This is a genomic window from Methylobacillus sp. MM3 (assembly GCF_001645185.1).
GTDB lineage: Bacteria > Pseudomonadota > Gammaproteobacteria > Burkholderiales > Methylophilaceae > MM2.
In genome coordinates, this window is record NZ_LXTQ01000057.1 from 15,142 (window position 1) to 32,862 (window position 17,721).

General features: G+C 59.0%; 16 protein-coding genes. 10 read left to right on the plus strand and 6 right to left on the minus strand.

Annotated elements, in window-relative coordinates:
- Nucleotides 1–24: 24 nt before the first annotated feature.
- Entirely contained in the window at nt 25–1,032 is a 1,008-nt protein-coding gene (locus tag A7976_RS13330; protein WP_067112926.1) for a GlxA family transcriptional regulator, read from the plus strand.
- A 52-nt stretch (nt 1,033–1,084) separates the two neighbouring features.
- On the opposite strand, the gene A7976_RS13335 is transcribed toward A7976_RS13330, so the two are convergent.
- Nucleotides 1,085–1,555 carry an Lrp/AsnC family transcriptional regulator gene (locus A7976_RS13335; RefSeq protein WP_067112930.1) on the minus strand — a complete coding sequence of 157 codons (471 nt, stop codon included), beginning with the start codon at nt 1,553–1,555 and terminating at the stop codon, nt 1,085–1,087.
- 161 nt (nt 1,556–1,716) lie between these two features.
- Between A7976_RS13335 and leuA the strand changes: the two genes are divergently transcribed.
- On the plus strand, nt 1,717–3,411 hold the full coding sequence (leuA, locus tag A7976_RS13340; protein ID WP_067112932.1) for a 2-isopropylmalate synthase: 1,695 nt from the start codon (nt 1,717–1,719) through the stop codon (nt 3,409–3,411).
- A gap of 6 nt (nt 3,412–3,417) precedes the next feature.
- Here the strand turns inward: leuA and A7976_RS13345 are convergent, their stop codons facing one another.
- A complete protein-coding gene (locus A7976_RS13345; RefSeq protein WP_067113275.1) occupies nt 3,418–4,329 on the minus strand; it encodes a LysR family transcriptional regulator in 912 nt (303 codons plus the stop codon).
- Between the two features lie 101 nt (nt 4,330–4,430).
- Between A7976_RS13345 and rnk the strand changes: the two genes are divergently transcribed.
- The gene (rnk, locus tag A7976_RS13350; protein ID WP_240483889.1) at nt 4,431–4,871 is read left to right on the plus strand and encodes a nucleoside diphosphate kinase regulator; all 441 of its coding nucleotides are present in this window, start codon (nt 4,431–4,433) and stop codon (nt 4,869–4,871) included.
- Nucleotides 4,872–4,908: 37 nt separating this feature from the next.
- On the opposite strand, the gene A7976_RS13355 is transcribed toward rnk, so the two are convergent.
- Nucleotides 4,909–5,481: a hypothetical protein gene (locus tag A7976_RS13355; protein WP_067112935.1), complete on the minus strand. Its 573-nt coding sequence runs from the start codon at nt 5,479–5,481 to the stop codon at nt 4,909–4,911.
- 328 nt (nt 5,482–5,809) lie between these two features.
- Here A7976_RS13355 and A7976_RS13360 point away from each other — a divergent pair, with 328 nt between their 5' ends.
- A complete protein-coding gene (locus A7976_RS13360) occupies nt 5,810–6,391 on the plus strand; it encodes a GGDEF domain-containing protein (protein WP_165601746.1) in 582 nt (193 codons plus the stop codon).
- A 40-nt stretch (nt 6,392–6,431) separates the two neighbouring features.
- On the opposite strand, the gene A7976_RS13365 is transcribed toward A7976_RS13360, so the two are convergent.
- On the minus strand, nt 6,432–6,764 hold the full coding sequence (locus tag A7976_RS13365; protein WP_067112941.1) for a thioredoxin family protein: 333 nt from the start codon (nt 6,762–6,764) through the stop codon (nt 6,432–6,434).
- A 32-nt stretch (nt 6,765–6,796) separates the two neighbouring features.
- Nucleotides 6,797–7,294, minus strand: a complete 498-nt coding sequence (locus A7976_RS13370; protein WP_067112943.1) for a hypothetical protein — start codon at nt 7,292–7,294, stop codon at nt 6,797–6,799.
- A gap of 420 nt (nt 7,295–7,714) precedes the next feature.
- On the opposite strand from A7976_RS13370, the gene A7976_RS13375 reads away from it, so the two are divergent.
- The 6 genes from A7976_RS13375 to A7976_RS13400 are packed head-to-tail and all read left to right on the plus strand — an operon-like array spanning nt 7,715 to nt 15,742.
- Nucleotides 7,715–8,923 (plus strand): acetyl-CoA carboxylase biotin carboxylase subunit family protein, encoded by a 1,209-nt coding sequence (locus tag A7976_RS13375; RefSeq protein WP_067112945.1) that lies wholly within the window; start codon nt 7,715–7,717, stop codon nt 8,921–8,923.
- On the plus strand, nt 8,920–10,764 hold the full coding sequence (locus tag A7976_RS13380; protein WP_067112947.1) for an IucA/IucC family protein: 1,845 nt from the start codon (nt 8,920–8,922) through the stop codon (nt 10,762–10,764). Before A7976_RS13375 ends, A7976_RS13380 begins: the two co-directional genes overlap by 4 nt.
- Entirely contained in the window at nt 10,761–11,933 is a 1,173-nt protein-coding gene (locus A7976_RS13385) for an MFS transporter (protein ID WP_067112950.1), read from the plus strand. The genes A7976_RS13380 and A7976_RS13385 overlap by 4 nt, the downstream gene beginning before the upstream one ends.
- Before the next feature lie 11 nt (nt 11,934–11,944).
- A complete protein-coding gene (locus tag A7976_RS13390; protein WP_067112952.1) occupies nt 11,945–13,768 on the plus strand; it encodes an IucA/IucC family siderophore biosynthesis protein in 1,824 nt (607 codons plus the stop codon).
- Nucleotides 13,759–14,997 (plus strand): type III PLP-dependent enzyme, encoded by a 1,239-nt coding sequence (locus A7976_RS13395; protein ID WP_067112954.1) that lies wholly within the window; start codon nt 13,759–13,761, stop codon nt 14,995–14,997. The genes A7976_RS13390 and A7976_RS13395 overlap by 10 nt, the downstream gene beginning before the upstream one ends.
- Nucleotides 14,975–15,742: an HpcH/HpaI aldolase/citrate lyase family protein gene (locus A7976_RS13400; protein WP_067112957.1), complete on the plus strand. Its 768-nt coding sequence runs from the start codon at nt 14,975–14,977 to the stop codon at nt 15,740–15,742. Before A7976_RS13395 ends, A7976_RS13400 begins: the two co-directional genes overlap by 23 nt.
- Nucleotides 15,743–15,755: 13 nt before the next feature.
- On the opposite strand, the gene A7976_RS13405 is transcribed toward A7976_RS13400, so the two are convergent.
- Nucleotides 15,756–17,630, minus strand: a complete 1,875-nt coding sequence (locus A7976_RS13405) for an acyltransferase family protein (protein WP_067112959.1) — start codon at nt 17,628–17,630, stop codon at nt 15,756–15,758.
- Nucleotides 17,631–17,721 lie beyond the last annotated feature (91 nt).

The window sequence follows — 17,721 nt, forward strand, 5'->3', positions numbered from 1 at the left end:
TATTGATGAAAGAATTTGGCGGAAATGACATATATCCCTAAATATCCGCCATATTCCCAGAAACATGAAAAGCTGATCCTGTTTGTTGCTTTTCCCGAGATGGGATTGCTGGATTTAACGGGAGCCCAGACTGTATTCTGGGCAGCCTCAAGATATATGGTAGGACAAGGCCTTGCCGAGTATGACCGGCATACGGTCAGTCTGGATGGCGGTTTGGTTGCGAGTGCAGAAGGCGTCGTTTTAGAAACCCGTCCACTCGCTGATTTTATTGATGCAGACATAGATACGATTGTAGTCCCCGGCTCTCCGCATATCATCCAAGTACTTGAGAACTCTACTCCTTTAGCCGAATGGCTATATCAGAAATCGGGTAAGACCCGGCGCATAGCCTCTGTCTGTAGCGGGGCGTTCCTTTTGGCTCAAGCGGGATTGCTTGAGGGCAAAAGGGCGGCAACACATTGGGCGATGATGGATATGCTAAAGGAGCGCCACCCTACTATCCAGTTGGACCGCGATGCCATCTTTGTACGGCAAGAGTCGATCTGGACGTCGGCTGGAGTCACTGCCGGTATTGATTTGGCTCTGGCTCTCATAGAGGAGGATTGTGGGCGCCATATTGCGATGCAAGTCGCGCGTGAGCTGGTCGTGTATATGAAGCGCCCCGGAGGGCAGTCCCAGTTCAGCGAATTACTTCAATCCCAATCAGCCGACGCGTCGTTCGAGCAGCTTCATCTCTGGATTGTTAATAATCTTGGAGCCGATCTGACTATCGATATATTGTCCCGGCGATGCAATATGAGCCCACGTAACTTTGCGCGCGTATACAAGCAGAAGACAGGCAGAACTCCAGCCAAGGCGGTTGAAATATTCAGGCTGGAAGCCGCAAGGAGATTATTGGAAGACTCTCCCCACAGCATCTCGGAAATAGCACGGCGCTGTGGATTCGGCGATGAGGAACATATGCGTATTACCTTCCAGCGCAACTTGTCAGTATCGCCTTCCGATTACAGAAGACGGTTTTCTTCAAAGTGATTTACCAGCTCGCAAGAGATGAGCGAGGTTATGCAAAAGGCCCTGAGCATACTCATGCTTTCGAAAGGGGCAAGGACGGATTGTCGATCACTCTTCTGAGAACAAAGCTGGTATGGACCCCTGTCACACCTGCAATACGCGTGATCTGATTTAGAAGTAATTCTTGATAGGCATCCATGTCTTTTACGACTACCTTAAGCTGGTAGTCGGACTGCTGCCCGGTAATGAGCAAGCATTCCAGCACCTCGGGGATTTTGGCAATGGTGGCCTCGAAGTTTGCGAAGCGTTCTGGAGTGTGCTGATCCATCGAAATACCGATCAGCGCCAAGAGCGATAGTCCGAGTTTCTTTGCATCCAGGACCGCTTTGTAACCGGTGATATACCCTTCTTCTTCCAGCGCGCGTACTCGGCGCAGGCAAGGTGCGGGTGAAAGCCCGATATGGTCGGACAGATCCTGATTGCTCATTCGGCCATCACTCTGCAATGCCTCCAAAATCATTCTGTCGTATCGATCGATTTCCATATGGATTTCTCTATTAACTAATAGTAAGCAATATTAATTCAATAATTTATTAAATATAGAAATAATATTTCAATATCATGCAAGACTCATCCTGAGTTCGCAATAATATTTTCAGGGAAGCATTTAAAATTGCTCCTATTGATTTTCATCTGGAGCTTCTCATGCTGCAGGACCCATCTAAAAAATATCGTCCGTTTACCCCGGTAGCGCTGCGGGATCGTGAATGGCCAAACAAGGTCATCACCACACCACCCATCTGGATGAGTACTGACTTGCGTGATGGCAATCAGTCGTTGTTTGAGCCGATGGATGGTGAGAAGAAGATGCGCATGTTCAAGATGCTCTGCCAGATCGGTTTCAAGGAAATCGAGGTGGCTTTCCCTTCGGCATCGCAAACCGACTTTAATTTTGTTCGTACCCTGATCGAGGAAAAACACATTCCAGAGGATGTGACGATTGAAGTGCTCACTCAGGCGCGTGCGCATCTTATTCGCCGCACCATGGAGTCCATCAAGGACGCGCGGCGGGTTATCGTGCACGTTTATAACGCGACCTCCCAGCCCTTCAGGGATGTTGTTTTTGGCATGAGCAAAGACGAGGTTAAAGCCATGGCCGTCAATGCTGTCACCCTCGTCAAGGAATTGTCTGCCGATATGCCGGAAACGGAGGTGGTGCTTGAGTACAGCCCTGAAACATTTACTGCCACTGAATTAGAGTTCTCATTGAAAGTCTGCAATGCAGTCACCGCTGCCTGGAACGCCACTCCGGAGCGTAAGGTAATCCTTAACTTGCCGACGACAGTGGAAGTCGCGACGCCCAACGTCTACGCGGATCAAATCGAATGGATGCACCGGCATCTCGAACGTCGCGATAGCATCATTCTCAGCTTGCATCCCCACAATGATCGCGGCACTGCGGTCGCGTCTGCAGAATTAGGCTTGATGGCAGGGGCGGAGCGCCTCGAAGGTTGCTTGTTTGGTAACGGTGAACGTACGGGCAACGTCGATCTCGTTACGATTGCCCTCAACATGTACACCCAAGGCATCCAGCCGGGGCTCGACTTTTCCGACATCAATGCCATCGGCCGCACAGTCGAAGACTGTAATCAGCTGCCGATTCATCCGCGTCATCCGTATGTGGGTGACCTTGTTTTCACGGCCTTCTCCGGCTCTCATCAGGATGCCATCAAGAAGGGATTCGCGGCTCAAAAGGCAGGCGATCCGTGGAATGTTCCATACCTCCCCATCGATCCGTCAGATCTGGGCCGGAATTACGATTCGGTCATTCGGGTGAATAGCCAGTCAGGCAAGGGAGGAATAGCGTATTTAATGGAAAGCAAATATGGCATAACCTTGCCGCGGCGCTTGCAGGTTGAATTTTCTGGGGTCGTGCAACAGCACACCGATGCCAATGGCGGCGAAGTGAGCGCTTCCGATATCTGGCAACTTTTCTCAGCCACTTACCTCGAACCCGCAGAGCAAGTCCGCTATGGCGGACATCACCTCTTTGAGCATGGCAATGGCCAGGGCATTCGGCTTTCCATCGAAATCGGAGGCGTTTCTTACTTGCTTACGGGAGAAGGCAATGGGCCTATCGATGCTGCGATCCGCGCACTCAGAGGGGCGGATATCGAACTTCAGGTACGCAGTTTCGAAGAGCGATCCATTTCTGCCAGTGTAAACGGTGGGGAAGCAAGTGCCTGCGCTTTTATCGAGATTGCCGCGCAAGGGCGCGAATTTTACGGGGTGGGCATGGACACCAATATCGTGACTGCATCCATCAAGGCTATCGTCAGTAGTCTCAACCGTAGCCACATGGCTTGCACTGCACCGCAGCTCTCAAGGTTGTCGGCCTGAGCAAGCTTAATTTGCGGTTCGATCCCAGTAGGGTTCTGCACCGATATGCGCCACCAGGAAATCAATGAAAACCCTGGTTTTGTTCGGCAGATGCCGGGTTGGCGGGTACATGGCGTAGACGTGACGCTCCACCGGAATGTATTCCGACAGCACGGCCTGCAGCTTTCCTTCCTGAAGATCCTTGCCGATGATGAAGGTGGGCAGCAGCCCCATGCCCAAGCCACCCAGCACGGCCTGTGAAAGTGCCTCGTCATCGTCGACGTGAAGCGGGCCGTTAACGGCAACGGAAATTTCCCCATCGGGGCCGGTAAATCGCCAGCGCCCTTGTTCGCCGGATCGGGTGTAATCCAGGCAGTTGTGCATGACCAGGTCAGTCGGCGTATGCGGGATGCCGCGCCGGCGGAAGTAGCCTGGGGTCGCGCACAGTTTTCGCCTCACGGGGGCCAGTTTGCGCGCAACCAGGTGCTGAGGCGGGTCGCCCGTAACCTGAATGGCTATGTCGTATCCTTCTTCTGCAAGATCGACCCAGCGGTCGGTGATTGTCAGATCCACTTTCAAGCCAGGATATTTGGGAAGAAATTCAGCCAGGGCCGGTGCAACATGGAGCGTTCCAAAAGCAACCGAGGCACTGACGCGCAGGGTACCGCGCGGCTCCGTCATCAGGCTGGCAACGAGGTTTTCGGCTTCGGCTGCCTCCTCAATGATACGGCTGCCGTATTCGGCGATGACCGCGCCGACTTCGGTCAGGCTCAGGTGGCGCGTTGTGCGGTTCAGCAGGCGGGCGCCGAGCGCAAGTTCCAGTTTGGCGACTGCCTTGCTCACGGCTGAGCGGGAGGTAGACAGGCGCCGGGCAGCTTCAGCGAAGCTTCCCGACTCCACGACGCGCGCGAATATGGCAATCAGATTTAGATCAAGCATGCTGAATATCGGGATAAGTTTGCTGATGAAAGATTGTTGCCATATTGGATACATTGTAATTCGAAATTCAATGCTAATCAGTATGCGCGGGCTTGGGTACCATGCAGCTGATGACGACTACGAATACACAATACCTTTCTGCGCTTGAACTCAGGAAACCCATGGATGCCGAGGCATTGATCGTGTCTATGCCCGATTATGTCAGACTGCGGGAAATCGCCCGAGACCTTGAATTGGGCGATGAGCTAGATCGGGCGATTGTCGTCCCGGCAGATCGCATGCCCGTCAATGTCGTCACCATGCATTCTCGCCTGATTTATATCGATGAAAGCACGGATACGCGGCGAGAGGTTGAGCTTGTCTATCCGGATGAGGCCAATCCTCCGGCAGGGAAGATATCGGTATTGGCTCCGGTGGGGAGCGCATTGCTGGGACTTTCCGTTGGCCAGTCGATCGATTGGGTATTCCCGGAGGGCAAGTCTCATCGCCTGCGCGTTGAGCGCATTGTTTTTCACCCCCGGCAACGTAGCGAAGATGGCTGATGTGCAATCAGGCTTTTGCGCATGCGCAGCGCGCGTTTTATATTTTTCTGAACCCAACCACCCATACCCAGGGATTGCTTTCCCACGACCCCGCTCCATGCAGCGACTCCCAAACCGCTCGATACAAGTCGGTCGGGACGAGTAAATCCTCGTCCTCTTCATCCGCAAGAAAATCTTCTGCCGGCGTATTGCCGTATATGGCCCGTATGCCTTCCGCGATCACATCCGATTCGCTGATGTCTTGCAATCGCTGAAGCCGCACATGGGTAATTTCCAGCTCGATGCGGCTGGCCCAGCGGGGCATGAAAATCCCATGGCGTAATTTGCCCGGCTTGAACTCGGCGTGGCTGTAATGCAGATCGGCTTCGTAGCGCAACGGGCTATCGCGGGGGAGTTCACCCGGCTGTCTGGCGTCATGTTCCTTCAAGGTCCGCCAGGCTTCGCGTACCCATAATCTGTCGCCGGGTTGGCCATAAGGGCAAGCGGCGAGGCCGGGCAGATCGTTCGGGTCGGCAGGCTGGTGTTTAAGCTTGCGACGTGTCTGGGCTTTGATGCCGGCCAGCAAGGCGAGCACCATGGGTTTGCTGAAGACAATGCCGCGCTGGGTCATGGGTGCGCCTCCGTTCTGCCCGGGATCATGGTTCGGCCGCGTGGACTGCATAGGGTAAAGATGGGATATGTCCATTTGATTTTGCTGTTTTCGCTCAAGGCTGCCCAAATTCGGTCGTAAATGATGGGTTCTTGTTGGACAAGCATTGCGACGAATTGCTGCATGGTTTTGTGAGATGTATCCATTGACGTTGTTACGGCAGCGATGAATGATTGTCCGATTTGGGATATTGTTATGCGATACACATAAATTCGCACCGCTGTGCGATCAAAAAAACGGGGAGAACGGGGTGGATTTGACTACGCTGGGGTTGCCGATAAGGGGATTGGTGCAAACGGACGAAGAAGGCCGGGATAACAATGTCTTGCCGCGCATTGAAATGGTGGATGGCCTGACGCGCGTTTTCCATCGCGAATTCTTCAATATGCAGTATGAAACTCAATGGCAGATCGCGGCCAGAAAGCAGGATGACCTCGCGCTGTTTATCATCGATGTGGATGAGTTCAATGCATTCAATGCCCTGGATCGTCGATCCGGGGATTATGCCCTGCAAAAAATCGCGAAGGCGCTGAGCCTGCTCTTTCGGCGCGCCACCGATTTCGTTGCGCGATATGAAGGCGATCGATTCGTCGTTCTCGCGATGGAAATGTCGGAAGCACAGGCCAGGATACATGCCCTGCGTGTCTGCGACCGCGTGCAATCCCTGCGCATTCTCAACCGACAGACGCAGCAGTATTTATCGGTGTGTGTGGGCTATGTGGCCGGAGTGCCGCACGCGGACCAAACGCCGCAGCACATGCTGGAAATTGCCGCCAATAATCTCAAGCTCGCCAAATCCTTGGGCAAAGGCATAATGCACGGCTCTGAAGCGATCAGCCTGTCTGAAAACGGAGTGTGCCTCGCGGAGTAAACGTCGCAGGGCAGCGTTGCGCGGTTCGGTAGGGTAGCCGTCAGGCGGGGACAAACGCTTTTTTCATCGCCGCGCCGATGGATTCGGCACTATCGGGCCGAACCAGGCGTTCCATTTCTTCGCCATTGCGCATGAAAATCAGCGTCGGCCAGAGCTTGACTCCAAACAGGCGCCCCAGCCGCCGGCCTTTTCCATCTTCGATCTTGAGATGCCGCACGCCGCTGTAATTCGACAAGGCAGCTTCAAGCAAAGGCTGCATCTCGCGACAATATCCACACCACGGCGCGCCGAATTCCAGCACGAGCGGTTCGGTCAGAGCGTCGATTTCGGCGCGGCTCGGTTCCCTGGCGGCGTATTGGCGGTTTATATCCATCGCGCCATTACAGCATCTTCGCGCGTGCCATGTCACTCATAGCGTATCAAGTCTTCGGCGAGCATGTCCGGGCCATGGCGTTCGATGAGGAAGTCGAGCTCTGCGAGCAGGGCGTCGTCCTCGTCTTCGTCCAGCACGCCTTCGCCTATCAGGCGGTTTGAAAGGCCGGAGCTGAGGGCGGTACGAATGTCGGCAAGTGTGGGCGCTTCGTGGTTGTCGTCATTGAGAGAAATGTCGATCACTCGCGACAGGGCTTCGCTGGCGTAGGTACGGATAAAGTCGATGGCGGGCGCATCGGCGCCGTATTCCTCGATGAGGGCGTCCAACTCGTCCAGATGGGACTCGTCGGGATCGAATTGATGCAGACGTTCGCTTTCTATGAGCGAACTCGGCAACATGCCTTCGATGAAGTCGCGAATATCGCCCAGGGTGACGGTGGTCTCGATATTCGAGTCATTCACCCGGCTTTCGATGAATGCCGAAAGCTCGGGCCCGACCCGGGCGGCGGCATCAATGGGATTGCGTATCATGTCAATTCTCCTTTTACGCATCGTTATACCTGTTCCGACAGGGCGTTTCACGAGGAATTCCCGAGTCGCTATATCGCCAGCCGGCTTTAAGGCAAGCCTCCATTCGGACTAAAGAATCTCGGGATATTCTTGGCGCATTAAGATTGATAATGATTCTCATTAATATTATAGTTGTTCTCGCACGGACGGTTTATTCCAGCCGCGCATAGCCAGCCCCCCTGCCTTTTCAAAACAGGGAATCCGCCAGCCATGAACGCCCGCTTCAATGCGCGCAATGATCGAGTGGCACGGTTTCCCGGTATTGCAAGCTTCACCGCATACGCGTCATGGCCCTGCCGCTCCTCTCAAAAAACAACAAACCTTGGGCTGATCCGCCGCAGTCGCCTGCCCGGACAGCCCAATGCCCGAAAGAGGATGCATATGCAAGAAATAATCATGCTGGCTCACGTGCCGACGGATTCGGTGAACGAAGGCTTCATACCCGCTGCGGCAAAACTGGAGCGACCGGTCGTACTGCTGACCGATCATGCGGAAGCGCATCGCCAATATTTCGGTCAATCTGATCGTATGGCTTACCCAGCCGAGATCATCGCCTGCGATGTCTTTAATCCCCTGGCCGTGATGGGTGCGGTCACGTGTCGTGCTCAACGGCCGGCGGCGATTTTTTCGAACAGCGATCATCTGCAGGCCAGCACGGCCATCGCCGCAGCGTATTTCGATGTACCTCGCAAGAGTTGGCGGGCGGCTTACCGGGCGAAAAACAAGGCTGAGATGCGCACGGCGTTGCAGAGGAGCGGCGTCGACATGCTATGGCACGCGGTGGTTTGCCATCCTGAACGCCTGGCGGAAGTGATCGACACGGTGCCCTTCCCATGCATCGTCAAGCCACGCGAGGGCGTGGCCAGCCTGCAGGTTTCGCTGTGCCGGGACCGGGCGGCGCTCGAGTCGCAGTGCCAGCGCCTGTGGGCGGAGCAGCCGGGTTATCCCTTGCTGCTGGAGGAATATATCGACGGTCCGCTCTACACGCTTGAAACGCTGGGTGACGGCAAAGCGCTGCACGTGCTGGGAGGGTTCCAGGTCGCGCTTTCGCCGCCGCCCGTTTTCATCGAACTGGAAGCGCGCTGGGGCACGGGGCTGCCGGCGGACATCGAGCAGCAGGTGGTGGACATGATCCGCGCGCTCGGCGTCGGCTTCGGCGCGTGCCATACCGAATTCGTGCTGACCGAGTCCGGCCCGCGGCTGATTGAAGTCAATTACCGCTGCATCGGCGATTACCGCGAGTTTCTGCTGCAGGAAACATTGGGCATCCCGCTGTTCGAGCAGGTGCTGCGGCTCTACCTCGGCGAATCGCTGTCGCCGCTCGACCTTGCTTCCAATGCCGCGGTGATCCGCTATTTCACCGCCTGCTCGCCAGGCCAGCTCATCGGCATGCCGCAGGCTTTCGCCAGCCATGCCGAAGGCATGCGCCTCAGTTACAAGCCGCTACGCCGCATCGGCGAAGCGCTCAGCCTGACCCATTCCAACAAGGATTATCTCGGTGTGCTGCGCGGCATCGGTGCCGATATCGACGCGCTGACGCGCGAAATGGATCGCGTCAGCCAGAGCCTTGCCTGGGAGATCGCGGCATGAACGCGTTGCCAGCATTGGCAAGATTGCCTGAATCGCAACCTGCACGGGAATTACGGGCGGATTACCTAAGCCTGCGCGTACTGGACGCGCTGCTGCGCGAGGACGTGCGCGGCTGCATGAGCGGCGGCGCAGTAGTGCCGCGGGAAGCCTTGCCTGCGGCGCTGCTGCGTCATGCGGGCGAGCATGCGCACTGGCTCCGGGTGGCGAATTATTCCGACGATTATTGCCTGTGGCTGCCGGTCGCACCGGCGAATTTCATGCAATCGTGGCGCAGCGCCGGTCTGCCGCTCATTGCGCAGCAGGGTGCCCGGTTGCGGGTACTGCACAATCTGGAAGAGGTTCTGGCGAGCTTTGCGCGCGAATTGCCGGGTTCGGACGCCGCATTGTATGCAGCCTTCGCCGAGGAGTGTGCGACAGCGACAGCGCACGGAATCATCTGCGAAACGGAACGCGAGCGCTGGTTCAGCGAGCAACAAAGACATCGGGAATTCCTGAACGACACCACCTGGGACGAGCGCCTGCTGCATTTCGACCGCTTGGGGGCTTTTCTCGATCATCCTTTCTACCCAACCGCGCGCGCCAAACTGGGCTTCGATGCGGATGCGCTGGCAACATACGCGCCGGAATTCCAGCGCCGTTTCGAGCTGCAATGGCTGGCCGTGCCGCAGGCGTTATATCACCCTAGCGTGCAGCAGGACGCGGGCTGGCCTGAGGTCTGGCCGCGCATGGCAGATGTCGGGCTGTCGGCGGCGCTGGCAGCCACCCATGCGCTGGTGCCGGTGCACCCATATGTGTGGGAGCACCATCTCGACGGATTCCTGCGCGAGCATGACTGGGCCGCCGACACCGTGCGCGCGCCGCGGGCCTGGCTTGCGGTCAGACCGACGCTGTCGGTACGCACCGTGGTGCTGGAAGCGGCGCCGGAATGGCATCTCAAGCTGCCGTTGACGATACGTACGCTGGGCGCCAAGAACATCCGCACCATCAAGCCGAGCACGATCCACGACGGCCATTGCATCCAGACTCTGCTGGCCGGGCTCGTGGCCGACGAACCCGCATTGCGGGATCGTGTGTTGCTGACGCATGAGCAATGCGGCGCGCACGTGCAGCACCAGCCTTTTCTCGGCTATATCCTGCGCCGCTATCCGAGCGAGACGCTGCAAGATGCGACGCTGGTGCCAGTGGCCTCGCTGCTCGCCGGCACGCCGGATGGCAGGCTGGTCGCGCAGGTGCTGGCGGACCAGTTCTATGCCGGCGATCTGGCGGCTTTCATGGGCGAATACCTGGACCTCACGCTGCAACTGCATCTTCGCCTGTGGCTGCGCTATGGCATTGCGCTGGAATCCAACCAGCAGAATTCCGTGGTCGTGCTGAGCACACACGAGCCACGCTTGAGGCTGCTGCTCAAGGACAACGATGCGGCGCGCATACACCCTCGGCACCTGGCCCGGCGCCGGGCCGATCTGGCGATGCTGACCGACAGCCTGCAGGACCGCCGCATTTGTGTGGACGCGGCGTTGCCGCTGGCGCAGATGTTCACCACCATCACCCTGCAACTCAATATCGCGGTGTTGGCGGAAGGCCTCGCGCCGCTGCTGGGCCAGCCGCCGGCAACACTTTACGCCGCCCTGCGCGGCCGGATCGAGACGGTGCTGGATAGGTTGGCGGAAGAAGGCGAGGAGGTTGCCTATGCGCGGCAGGTGCTGCTGCAAGACGAGCGGCAATACGCCAAATACCTGTTGATCGCAGCCACGCTGGCGGAAAAATCCGATACCGGCGCGGCGGACGTCAACAAATACTACGGCCGTAGCGCGCCCAACTTCCTGAGGCCGGAGACATGACCACACAACGCCGTGTGGTGGCCACGGTGATGGGCTGTCATTTCGTCGCGGCGTTTGCGGCGCTGGGCATGCCGCCATTCTTCGCGCTGATCCTCGAGCAATCCTTGCATAGCGACGCACAATTTCTTGCAGGCTGGCTATATGTCGTGCCCATTCTGTTTACTGCGATGAGTAGCCCGTGGTGGGGAAAACTGGCCGACCGCTATGGCAAGAAGCCGCTGCTGCTGCGCGCCCAGCTCGGGCTGGCGGCGAGTTTTCTGTTGGCCGGTTTTGCGTCGGACGTGCGTGTGTTTGTGGTGGCGCTGGTATTGCAGGGCCTGTTGGGCGGCACATTCGCGGCCTCTAACGCGTACCTGACTACTCTCGTTAGCGGCAAGGCGCTGGCGCGCAGCCTCAACTGGATGCAATGGTCCGCCCGCGCCGCATTGATCGCGGCTCCGGTGGGGCTGGGGGTGCTGATGATCGAGGTGGAATCACCCATCCAGCTTTATCGCTATCTCGCCCTACTGCCGTTGCTGGCAGCGGCGATGCTGTGGTGGTTGCCGTCCGGCACGGCACCGGCGGGGGAAGTGATCGCGGAAAAGCCACGCATTGCCGGAGCCGAGGTCACGCCGTGGCAGGTCTACTGGCTGCAATTTGCGCTGGTGTTCTCCACCGTGGTGACGTTTCCGTATTTCATTCCTTATGCCCAGAAGGCAGGCATAGCCGCGACGCCGGCCATGGCGGGCCTGCTTTTCGGCTTGCCGCATCTTGTTTACCTGGTGTGCTCGCTGCCGATCAGCCGCTGGCTGGAAGAACGCGGTCGCGTGGTCGCGCTCAAGGTGGCGTGCCTGCTGCTGGCGGCATCGCTGCTGGGACAGGTGTGGGCGCCGACATGGCCGGCATTGACCGCGTGGCGTTTGCTGATGGGCCTGGGCATGACGGCCGCGATGGTCAGCCTCAATGGCCTCATCGCCGGCGTGGTGCAGCAAGCCGGCGCCGGCAGCACGTTCGGCTGGCTGGAAAGCAGCTCCAAGTGGGGCGCGGTATTGGCCGGCTTCACGGCTGGACTCGCGGCCCATACGTTCGACGCACGTTTTCCGTTTTTCATCGGCGCCGCGGCGCTGCTGATCGCCTCCGGCTATCTTGCCGCGATGGCGGTCGCGCGCCCGCGCCTCGGCAATTCCTGAAAGGAGTCCCTATGCAAACACAATACGTACGACCGATAACCCCCGCGCTGCTGGCCCGGCATGAAGCCGGCCGGCGCGCCATGGAAACCCTGCTCAACTGCTATTGCCGCGAAGTGGCTGGCCCGCAAGGGCAATTGCAGATCGGTCCGCTGTTCGGGCAAGGCGACTGGCCGCAGTCGGTGCACGTCGCGATGCGCAGCCAGGGCGGCAGCGCGATGCACGTTACCTTGCCAATGACGGAAACCCGCCTGCTGACAGTGGTCGAACATCCGTCGCGCACGGGCAATTACCGTTACCGTTCGCCGTTCTATCACAAGGCGCCAGGCAAGCCGTGGGCGCTGCTCGATGGCGAGGATATGGCGGCGCTGCTGCTGCGCGAACTGGCGCTGCAAACGGACACGCCGCCCAATGACGAATTGCGCGCGCAAATCCGCGACAGCGTGACAGTCACGACGGCGATTCTCCAGTCGGCGCAGCCCGGGCCGTTTCCGGCGGATCCGCTGGAGGCCTATATCGCCTCCGAGCAATCGCTGGTCTACGGCCACCCGTTCCATCCTGCACCCAAGAGCCGGCAGGGTGTGTCGCGCGCGGACATGCTGCGCTATTCGCCGGAGATGGGGGCGGAGTTTCCGCTGCATTATTTCGCGGTGCGGCGCGAACACTTGTTGCAGCAGTCGCTGCTCGACACATCATGCGACCGCATCGTGGCAGCGCAGGCGCCGGTAGGGCTAGGCGACGAGGCCGAATTTGCATTGATGCCGACGCACCCCTGGCAGGCGCGCTATCTGCTGGCGCATCCCGACGTGCAGGCCGCATTGCGCGACGGCCGCCTGCGCGACCTTGACATGCAGGGGGCGGCTTATCTGCCGACGTCGTCCATCCGCACGCTGTTTCATCCGGAAAATCCTTATTTCTACAAATGCTCGCTCAACATCCGCATCACCAATTGCGTGCGGAAAAATGCGGTGTACGAGCTGGAAGGCGCGCTGCAGGTGACGCGGCTGATGCGGACGCTGCTGCCCGATCTGCAGGCGCGTTTTCCCGATCTCGAAGTGATGGAAGAGCCGGCCTACCAGTCGGTGGACCTCAGGCTCGGCGACGCGCAGCGCGACAAGGAAGTCACCGAGGGCTTCGGCATGATCCTCCGCCGCGGCTTCGACGGCAGCTTGCGTCCGGGAGCGACGCCGCTGCTGGCCGGTGCGCTGTTCGGCAATCACACGCACGGCGAAGCGCGCATGCGCGAAATGCTGCTATCGGCAATGCCATATCGCGCAGCTGCCGAACAGTGGTTTGCGAAATACGCCGAGCGGTTGATGATGCCGGTGCTGCATTGTTTTTTTGCGTATGGCGTCGTGTTCGAGCCGCATTTGCAGAACGTGGTGATCGCAGTCGGCGCGGATGGCCCGCAGCAGCTTTATTTGCGCGATTTCGAAGGGGTGAAGCTGGTGCGCGAGCGTTATGGCGCGGATCAGTTGCAGGACGTCAGCCCGCAAGCGCGTGAAGCGTTGTGGTACGACGCTGATCTCGGCTGGAACCGTATCGTGTACTGCCTGTTCGTCAACAACCTGTGCGAGGCGATCGCGCAGTTGGGCGCCGGCGACCCCGCGTTGCAGCAGCGGCTGTGGCGCATCGTCCGCGCACAGTTGGAGCGTTATCAGCAACTGCATGGTGATATGTCTTCCTCTGCACGTATCCAGCCATTGCTGGCCGGCCTGCCGTTCGCTGGCAAGACCAACCTGATGAACCGTTTCTTCAAGCGCGCAGACCGTGCCACGACATACGTACCGGTAGCGAACCCGCTGCAATCCTGCCTGGAGGACGCCGCGTGGAATTGAGGCTGAAGGAAGTACATGCCAGTCTCCGTGCGCGGCTGGCTGTCGCCGGCGAGCCGCTGTGCGCCTACATCTACGATCTGGAAGCGTTGCGCCGGCATGCGACTTCCCTGATGGCGACGCTGCCGCCGGGGTTCGAGCTGTTCTATGCGGTCAAGGCCAACTCCGAGTTGCCGATCCTGCAAACGTTGGCGCCGCTGGTGGATGGCTTCGAGATTTCTTCCGGCGGTGAGCTCGACTGGGTGCGCCAGCATTTTTCTGCCATCCCGCTGGCATTCAGCGGACCGGGCAAGCTGGATAGCGAGCTGGCGGCGGCGCTGTCAGCCAACGTCGAAACCCTGCATGTGGAAAGCCTGCACGAGCTGCAGCGATTGAAGGCGATCGCCGCAGTGCAAGGGAAAACGACGGACGTGCTGCTGCGCGTCAACCTGCCGTTGGAAGGGATCACCGAAACCACGCTGATGATGGGCGGCAAGCCAACGCCATTCGGCATTCCGATGGATCAACTACCGGAATGCCTGACTTGGTTGCGACGACATCCGCGGCTCCGCTTGCGCGGTTTTCATTTTCATCTGATGTCGCATCAATTGGACGCGGCAGCGCATCTGCGACTACTGGCGGCGATGTTGGCGCGCGTGAAATCGTGGCGGGAGGAATATGGCCTCGATATCGCGCAAATCAATGTCGGCGGCGGCATCGGCATCCATTATCGTGCGCCGGACAAGCAATTCGACTGGGGCCATTTCAGTGGCGGACTCGCAAAGCTGAAGCACGACAGCGGCCTGCCGGGCGTCATCGTCCGTTTCGAACTGGGCCGCTATCTGACGGCGGCGTGCGGGTATTACGCGATGCAGGTGATCGACATCAAGCCGAGCTACGGCAAGACCTTCGTCATCGGCCGCGGCGGCACGCATCATTTTCGTACGCCATATGCACAAGGCCACAGCCATCCTTTCCATGTGCTGCCGGTGGCGCACTGGCCGTATGCCTGGCCGCGCCCGGAGGCCGTCGGGAAGCCGGTGAGCGTGGTCGGACAATTGTGCACGCCCAAGGATCTGCTGGCCTTCGATGCCCCGGTCGAACGCGTGCGCTGCGGCGACGTGCTGGTCTTCCCGTATGCCGGGGCCTATGCCTGGCACATTTCGCATCATGATTTCCTGCGCCATCCGCATCCGGCGCAATGGTATCTGCCGGTGGAGACGCACGCGCATGCTGCAATCGAACCGGCTTAAACAGGCGCTGGCCGACGGCAAAACCGTCCACGGCCTGCTGTGCTCGCTGCCGTTGCCGCTGATGGTGGAAATGATCGGCTACGCCGGCTACGACTTCGTCATTCTCGACCTGGAGCATGTGGGCGTGAATCCGGAAACGCTGGAAAACATGATCCGCGCCGCGGAATGTGCCGGCATCACGCCGCTGGTGCGGGTGCCGGGCTGCCAGCCTGAGGTGATCCTGCGCGTGCTGGATGCCGGTGCGCAAGGCGTTGTCGTGCCGCATGTGCGCAACCGTCAGGAAGCAGAGGCCATCGTCGCCGCCAGCCGCTATCACCCGCTGGGCAATCGCGGCATCAGCGGCGGGCGCATGACCGGCTTCGGCACGCTCGATCTGCCGGCCTATTTTGCACGCGCCAACGAGGAAATCATGGTGGTGGCAATGATTGAGGACAAGGAGGGTATAGCGCAACTGCCCGACATTCTTTCCGTGCCGGGCATCGACCTTGTGCTGGAAGGAGCGGTGGATCTTTCGCAATCCTATGGCGTACCCGGCCAGATGCATCACCCCGAGGTGCGCGCGGCGGTCGAGACAATTGCCCGGCAATGTACCGCGCATGGGATTCCGTTTTGCGCCGTTCCGCGCACTCCGGAACAAATGCATGCATGGCGAAGCCGGCAGGTCCGCGCTTACCTATTGGGCGATGACCGCGGCGTCAGCTTTCGCGCATTGAAAGCGTATCTGGCGGCGATGCGAGCGGAATAGCGCGCGAGCCCGTTTAGTGCGCCGCGCCGAACAGGCGCTTGTCGATGAGCGAGGCGACGAAAACCGAGCCTTCGCGCGTCAAATGGCCGTAATCGTATTGCAGCGGGGTATTGCGGTTGATCCAGGTGACGCAATCGGACGGGCACAGCGTGCGGAATAGCGAGATGTATTCGACATCCTGGGTGCGCAGCCTGTCGGCGAGCGCGCGGTCGATTTCGTCGCGTCCGGGGATACGATGGCTGGCGACGACCGCCGGGTCTTGCGCGTAAAGGCTGCGCGCCAGGATGCGCGGCAATGGCTGATCGTAGGCGACGATGGGGCCGAACACGATGATGCGTTTGGTGTGCGGGCGCAACGCGTCTATTGTCTTTTGCAGGTCGGCGGCGTCGCTGCCTAGCCAGTTGGCGGAGAGAATGATCGCGTCGGGGTGCGATTTCGGCACAAAGCCCTCGGCGATGTAATTCACCATCTTGTTGCAAGTCGGGTCGGTGTTGCGCCCGATCAGCGGCTTGCAGCCGGAAGAAGTCGCCTGCATGAAATTCACGTCGGGATAAGTCCGTTTGAGGCCATACCAGAGATGCGCGGCATGGCTGTCGCCGAAGATCAGGTAATTCGGTTTGCTGACATCCAGTGCGAGGCAGGCGGGCTTGTCAAAGCGTTTGAAATCCCCGGCGCTGGTAGACATGAAGCATTGCCCGGTGCGCATCATGTCCGTGACTTCGTAATTCACGTAGGCCATGGTGTTGGTCACGCGTCCCGGGTATTGCCAGAACTGCGCGTTGGCTGGCCCTAACGCGAGGCCGAACAGGCTGAAGGCGAGCATCGCCGAGCCTGCCACGCGCAAGGTGCGCGGCACATCGGTTTTCTCGCGCCGCACACGGAAAGGCTTTTCGATGAAATGCCAAGAAAGCACGGAGATCAGGAAGGTCACCGCGATCAGTGCGCCGCGCTCTGCCAGGCCATGTGGTTCGTGCATGAAGTAATAGCGGTAGAACACCAGTATCGGCCAGTGCCACAGGTAGAAGGAATACGACACCAGACCGATGAAGCGCACCGGCTTGAGCGACAGCAGGTAACCGACCAGCGTGGTCACAGCCGTACCGGAGTAAATGACGAGCGCCGCGCCCAGGCAGGGCAGCAGTGCGGAGTAGCCGGGGAAGGGCGTGGCGCTGGAATACAGCATCACACTGGCGGCAATCATCGTTATCCCCAGCACGCCGAGTGACTCCGCCACCCACGGCGTGCGCGTCTGTGGCACTGCGCCCAGCGCCAGCAGCGCACCCAGCAGCAACTCCCAGGCGCGGTATTGCACCAGGTAGAACACCGCCGAGCGATCCGCCGGCAGCATCAGCGACGACGCGATAAAGCTGGCCAGCGCCATCGCAAACAGAATGCGGATGCGGGTCTTGTTTGAAAACTTGCGAATGGCGAACACCACCAGCGGGAACAGCACATAGAACTGCTCTTCCACCGACAGCGACCAGGTATGTAGCAGCGGGTTGATCTCGCTCGCCTGGTCGAAATAGCCGCTGGTCAGATAAAACAGGATGTTGGATACGAAAAACGTCGAGGCCAGCACGCTGTGGCCGACATCGTGCGCGTCATTCGGAAAGCTGATCAGAAAGGCGGTGACCAGACAGAAGGCGAACATCGCGAACAGCGCCGGAAAGATGCGGCGCACGCGGCGATAGTAGAAATCGGCGATGCTGTAGCTGCCGTCGGCGATCCCGTCGTAGATGATGCGCGTGATCAGGAAGCCGGAAATCACGAAGAAGATATCCACGCCGACAAAGCCGCCCGGCATCAGCTTGAGGAAGTTGTAGTGGAACAGCACCACCGGGAGGACGGCGACCGCGCGCAGGCCGTCGATATCGTTGCGTTGTTTCATTCGGTCAGGAGTGTAAGTGTTGGCTTGCCTCAAGCTTTTATCGCGAAGAGGTCGCGCGATAAATAGTCCATATGCGCTAACAACCTTTGCG

What these genes read in the sequence shown, in the direction of transcription:
- leuA (WP_067112932.1), top strand. Translation starts at nt 1,717, where the DNA reads ATGCTGCAGGACCCATCTAAAAAATATCGTCCGTTTACCCCGGTAGCG.
- A7976_RS13375 (WP_067112945.1), top strand. Translation starts at nt 7,715, where the DNA reads ATGCAAGAAATAATCATGCTGGCTCACGTGCCGACGGATTCGGTGAAC.
- A7976_RS13370 (WP_067112943.1), bottom strand. Translation starts at nt 7,294, where the DNA reads ATGATACGCAATCCCATTGATGCCGCCGCCCGGGTCGGGCCCGAGCTT.
- rnk (WP_240483889.1), top strand. Translation starts at nt 4,431, where the DNA reads ATGCAGCTGATGACGACTACGAATACACAATACCTTTCTGCGCTTGAA.
- A7976_RS13390 (WP_067112952.1), top strand. Translation starts at nt 11,945, where the DNA reads ATGCAAACACAATACGTACGACCGATAACCCCCGCGCTGCTGGCCCGG.
- A7976_RS13335 (WP_067112930.1), bottom strand. Translation starts at nt 1,555, where the DNA reads ATGGAAATCGATCGATACGACAGAATGATTTTGGAGGCATTGCAGAGT.
- A7976_RS13355 (WP_067112935.1), bottom strand. Translation starts at nt 5,481, where the DNA reads ATGACCCAGCGCGGCATTGTCTTCAGCAAACCCATGGTGCTCGCCTTG.
- A7976_RS13345 (WP_067113275.1), bottom strand. Translation starts at nt 4,329, where the DNA reads ATGCTTGATCTAAATCTGATTGCCATATTCGCGCGCGTCGTGGAGTCG.
- A7976_RS13330 (WP_067112926.1), top strand. Translation starts at nt 25, where the DNA reads ATGACATATATCCCTAAATATCCGCCATATTCCCAGAAACATGAAAAG.
- A7976_RS13380 (WP_067112947.1), top strand. Translation starts at nt 8,920, where the DNA reads ATGAACGCGTTGCCAGCATTGGCAAGATTGCCTGAATCGCAACCTGCA.
- A7976_RS13400 (WP_067112957.1), top strand. Translation starts at nt 14,975, where the DNA reads ATGCTGCAATCGAACCGGCTTAAACAGGCGCTGGCCGACGGCAAAACC.
- A7976_RS13405 (WP_067112959.1), bottom strand. Translation starts at nt 17,630, where the DNA reads ATGAAACAACGCAACGATATCGACGGCCTGCGCGCGGTCGCCGTCCTC.
- A7976_RS13365 (WP_067112941.1), bottom strand. Translation starts at nt 6,764, where the DNA reads ATGGATATAAACCGCCAATACGCCGCCAGGGAACCGAGCCGCGCCGAA.
- A7976_RS13385 (WP_067112950.1), top strand. Translation starts at nt 10,761, where the DNA reads ATGACCACACAACGCCGTGTGGTGGCCACGGTGATGGGCTGTCATTTC.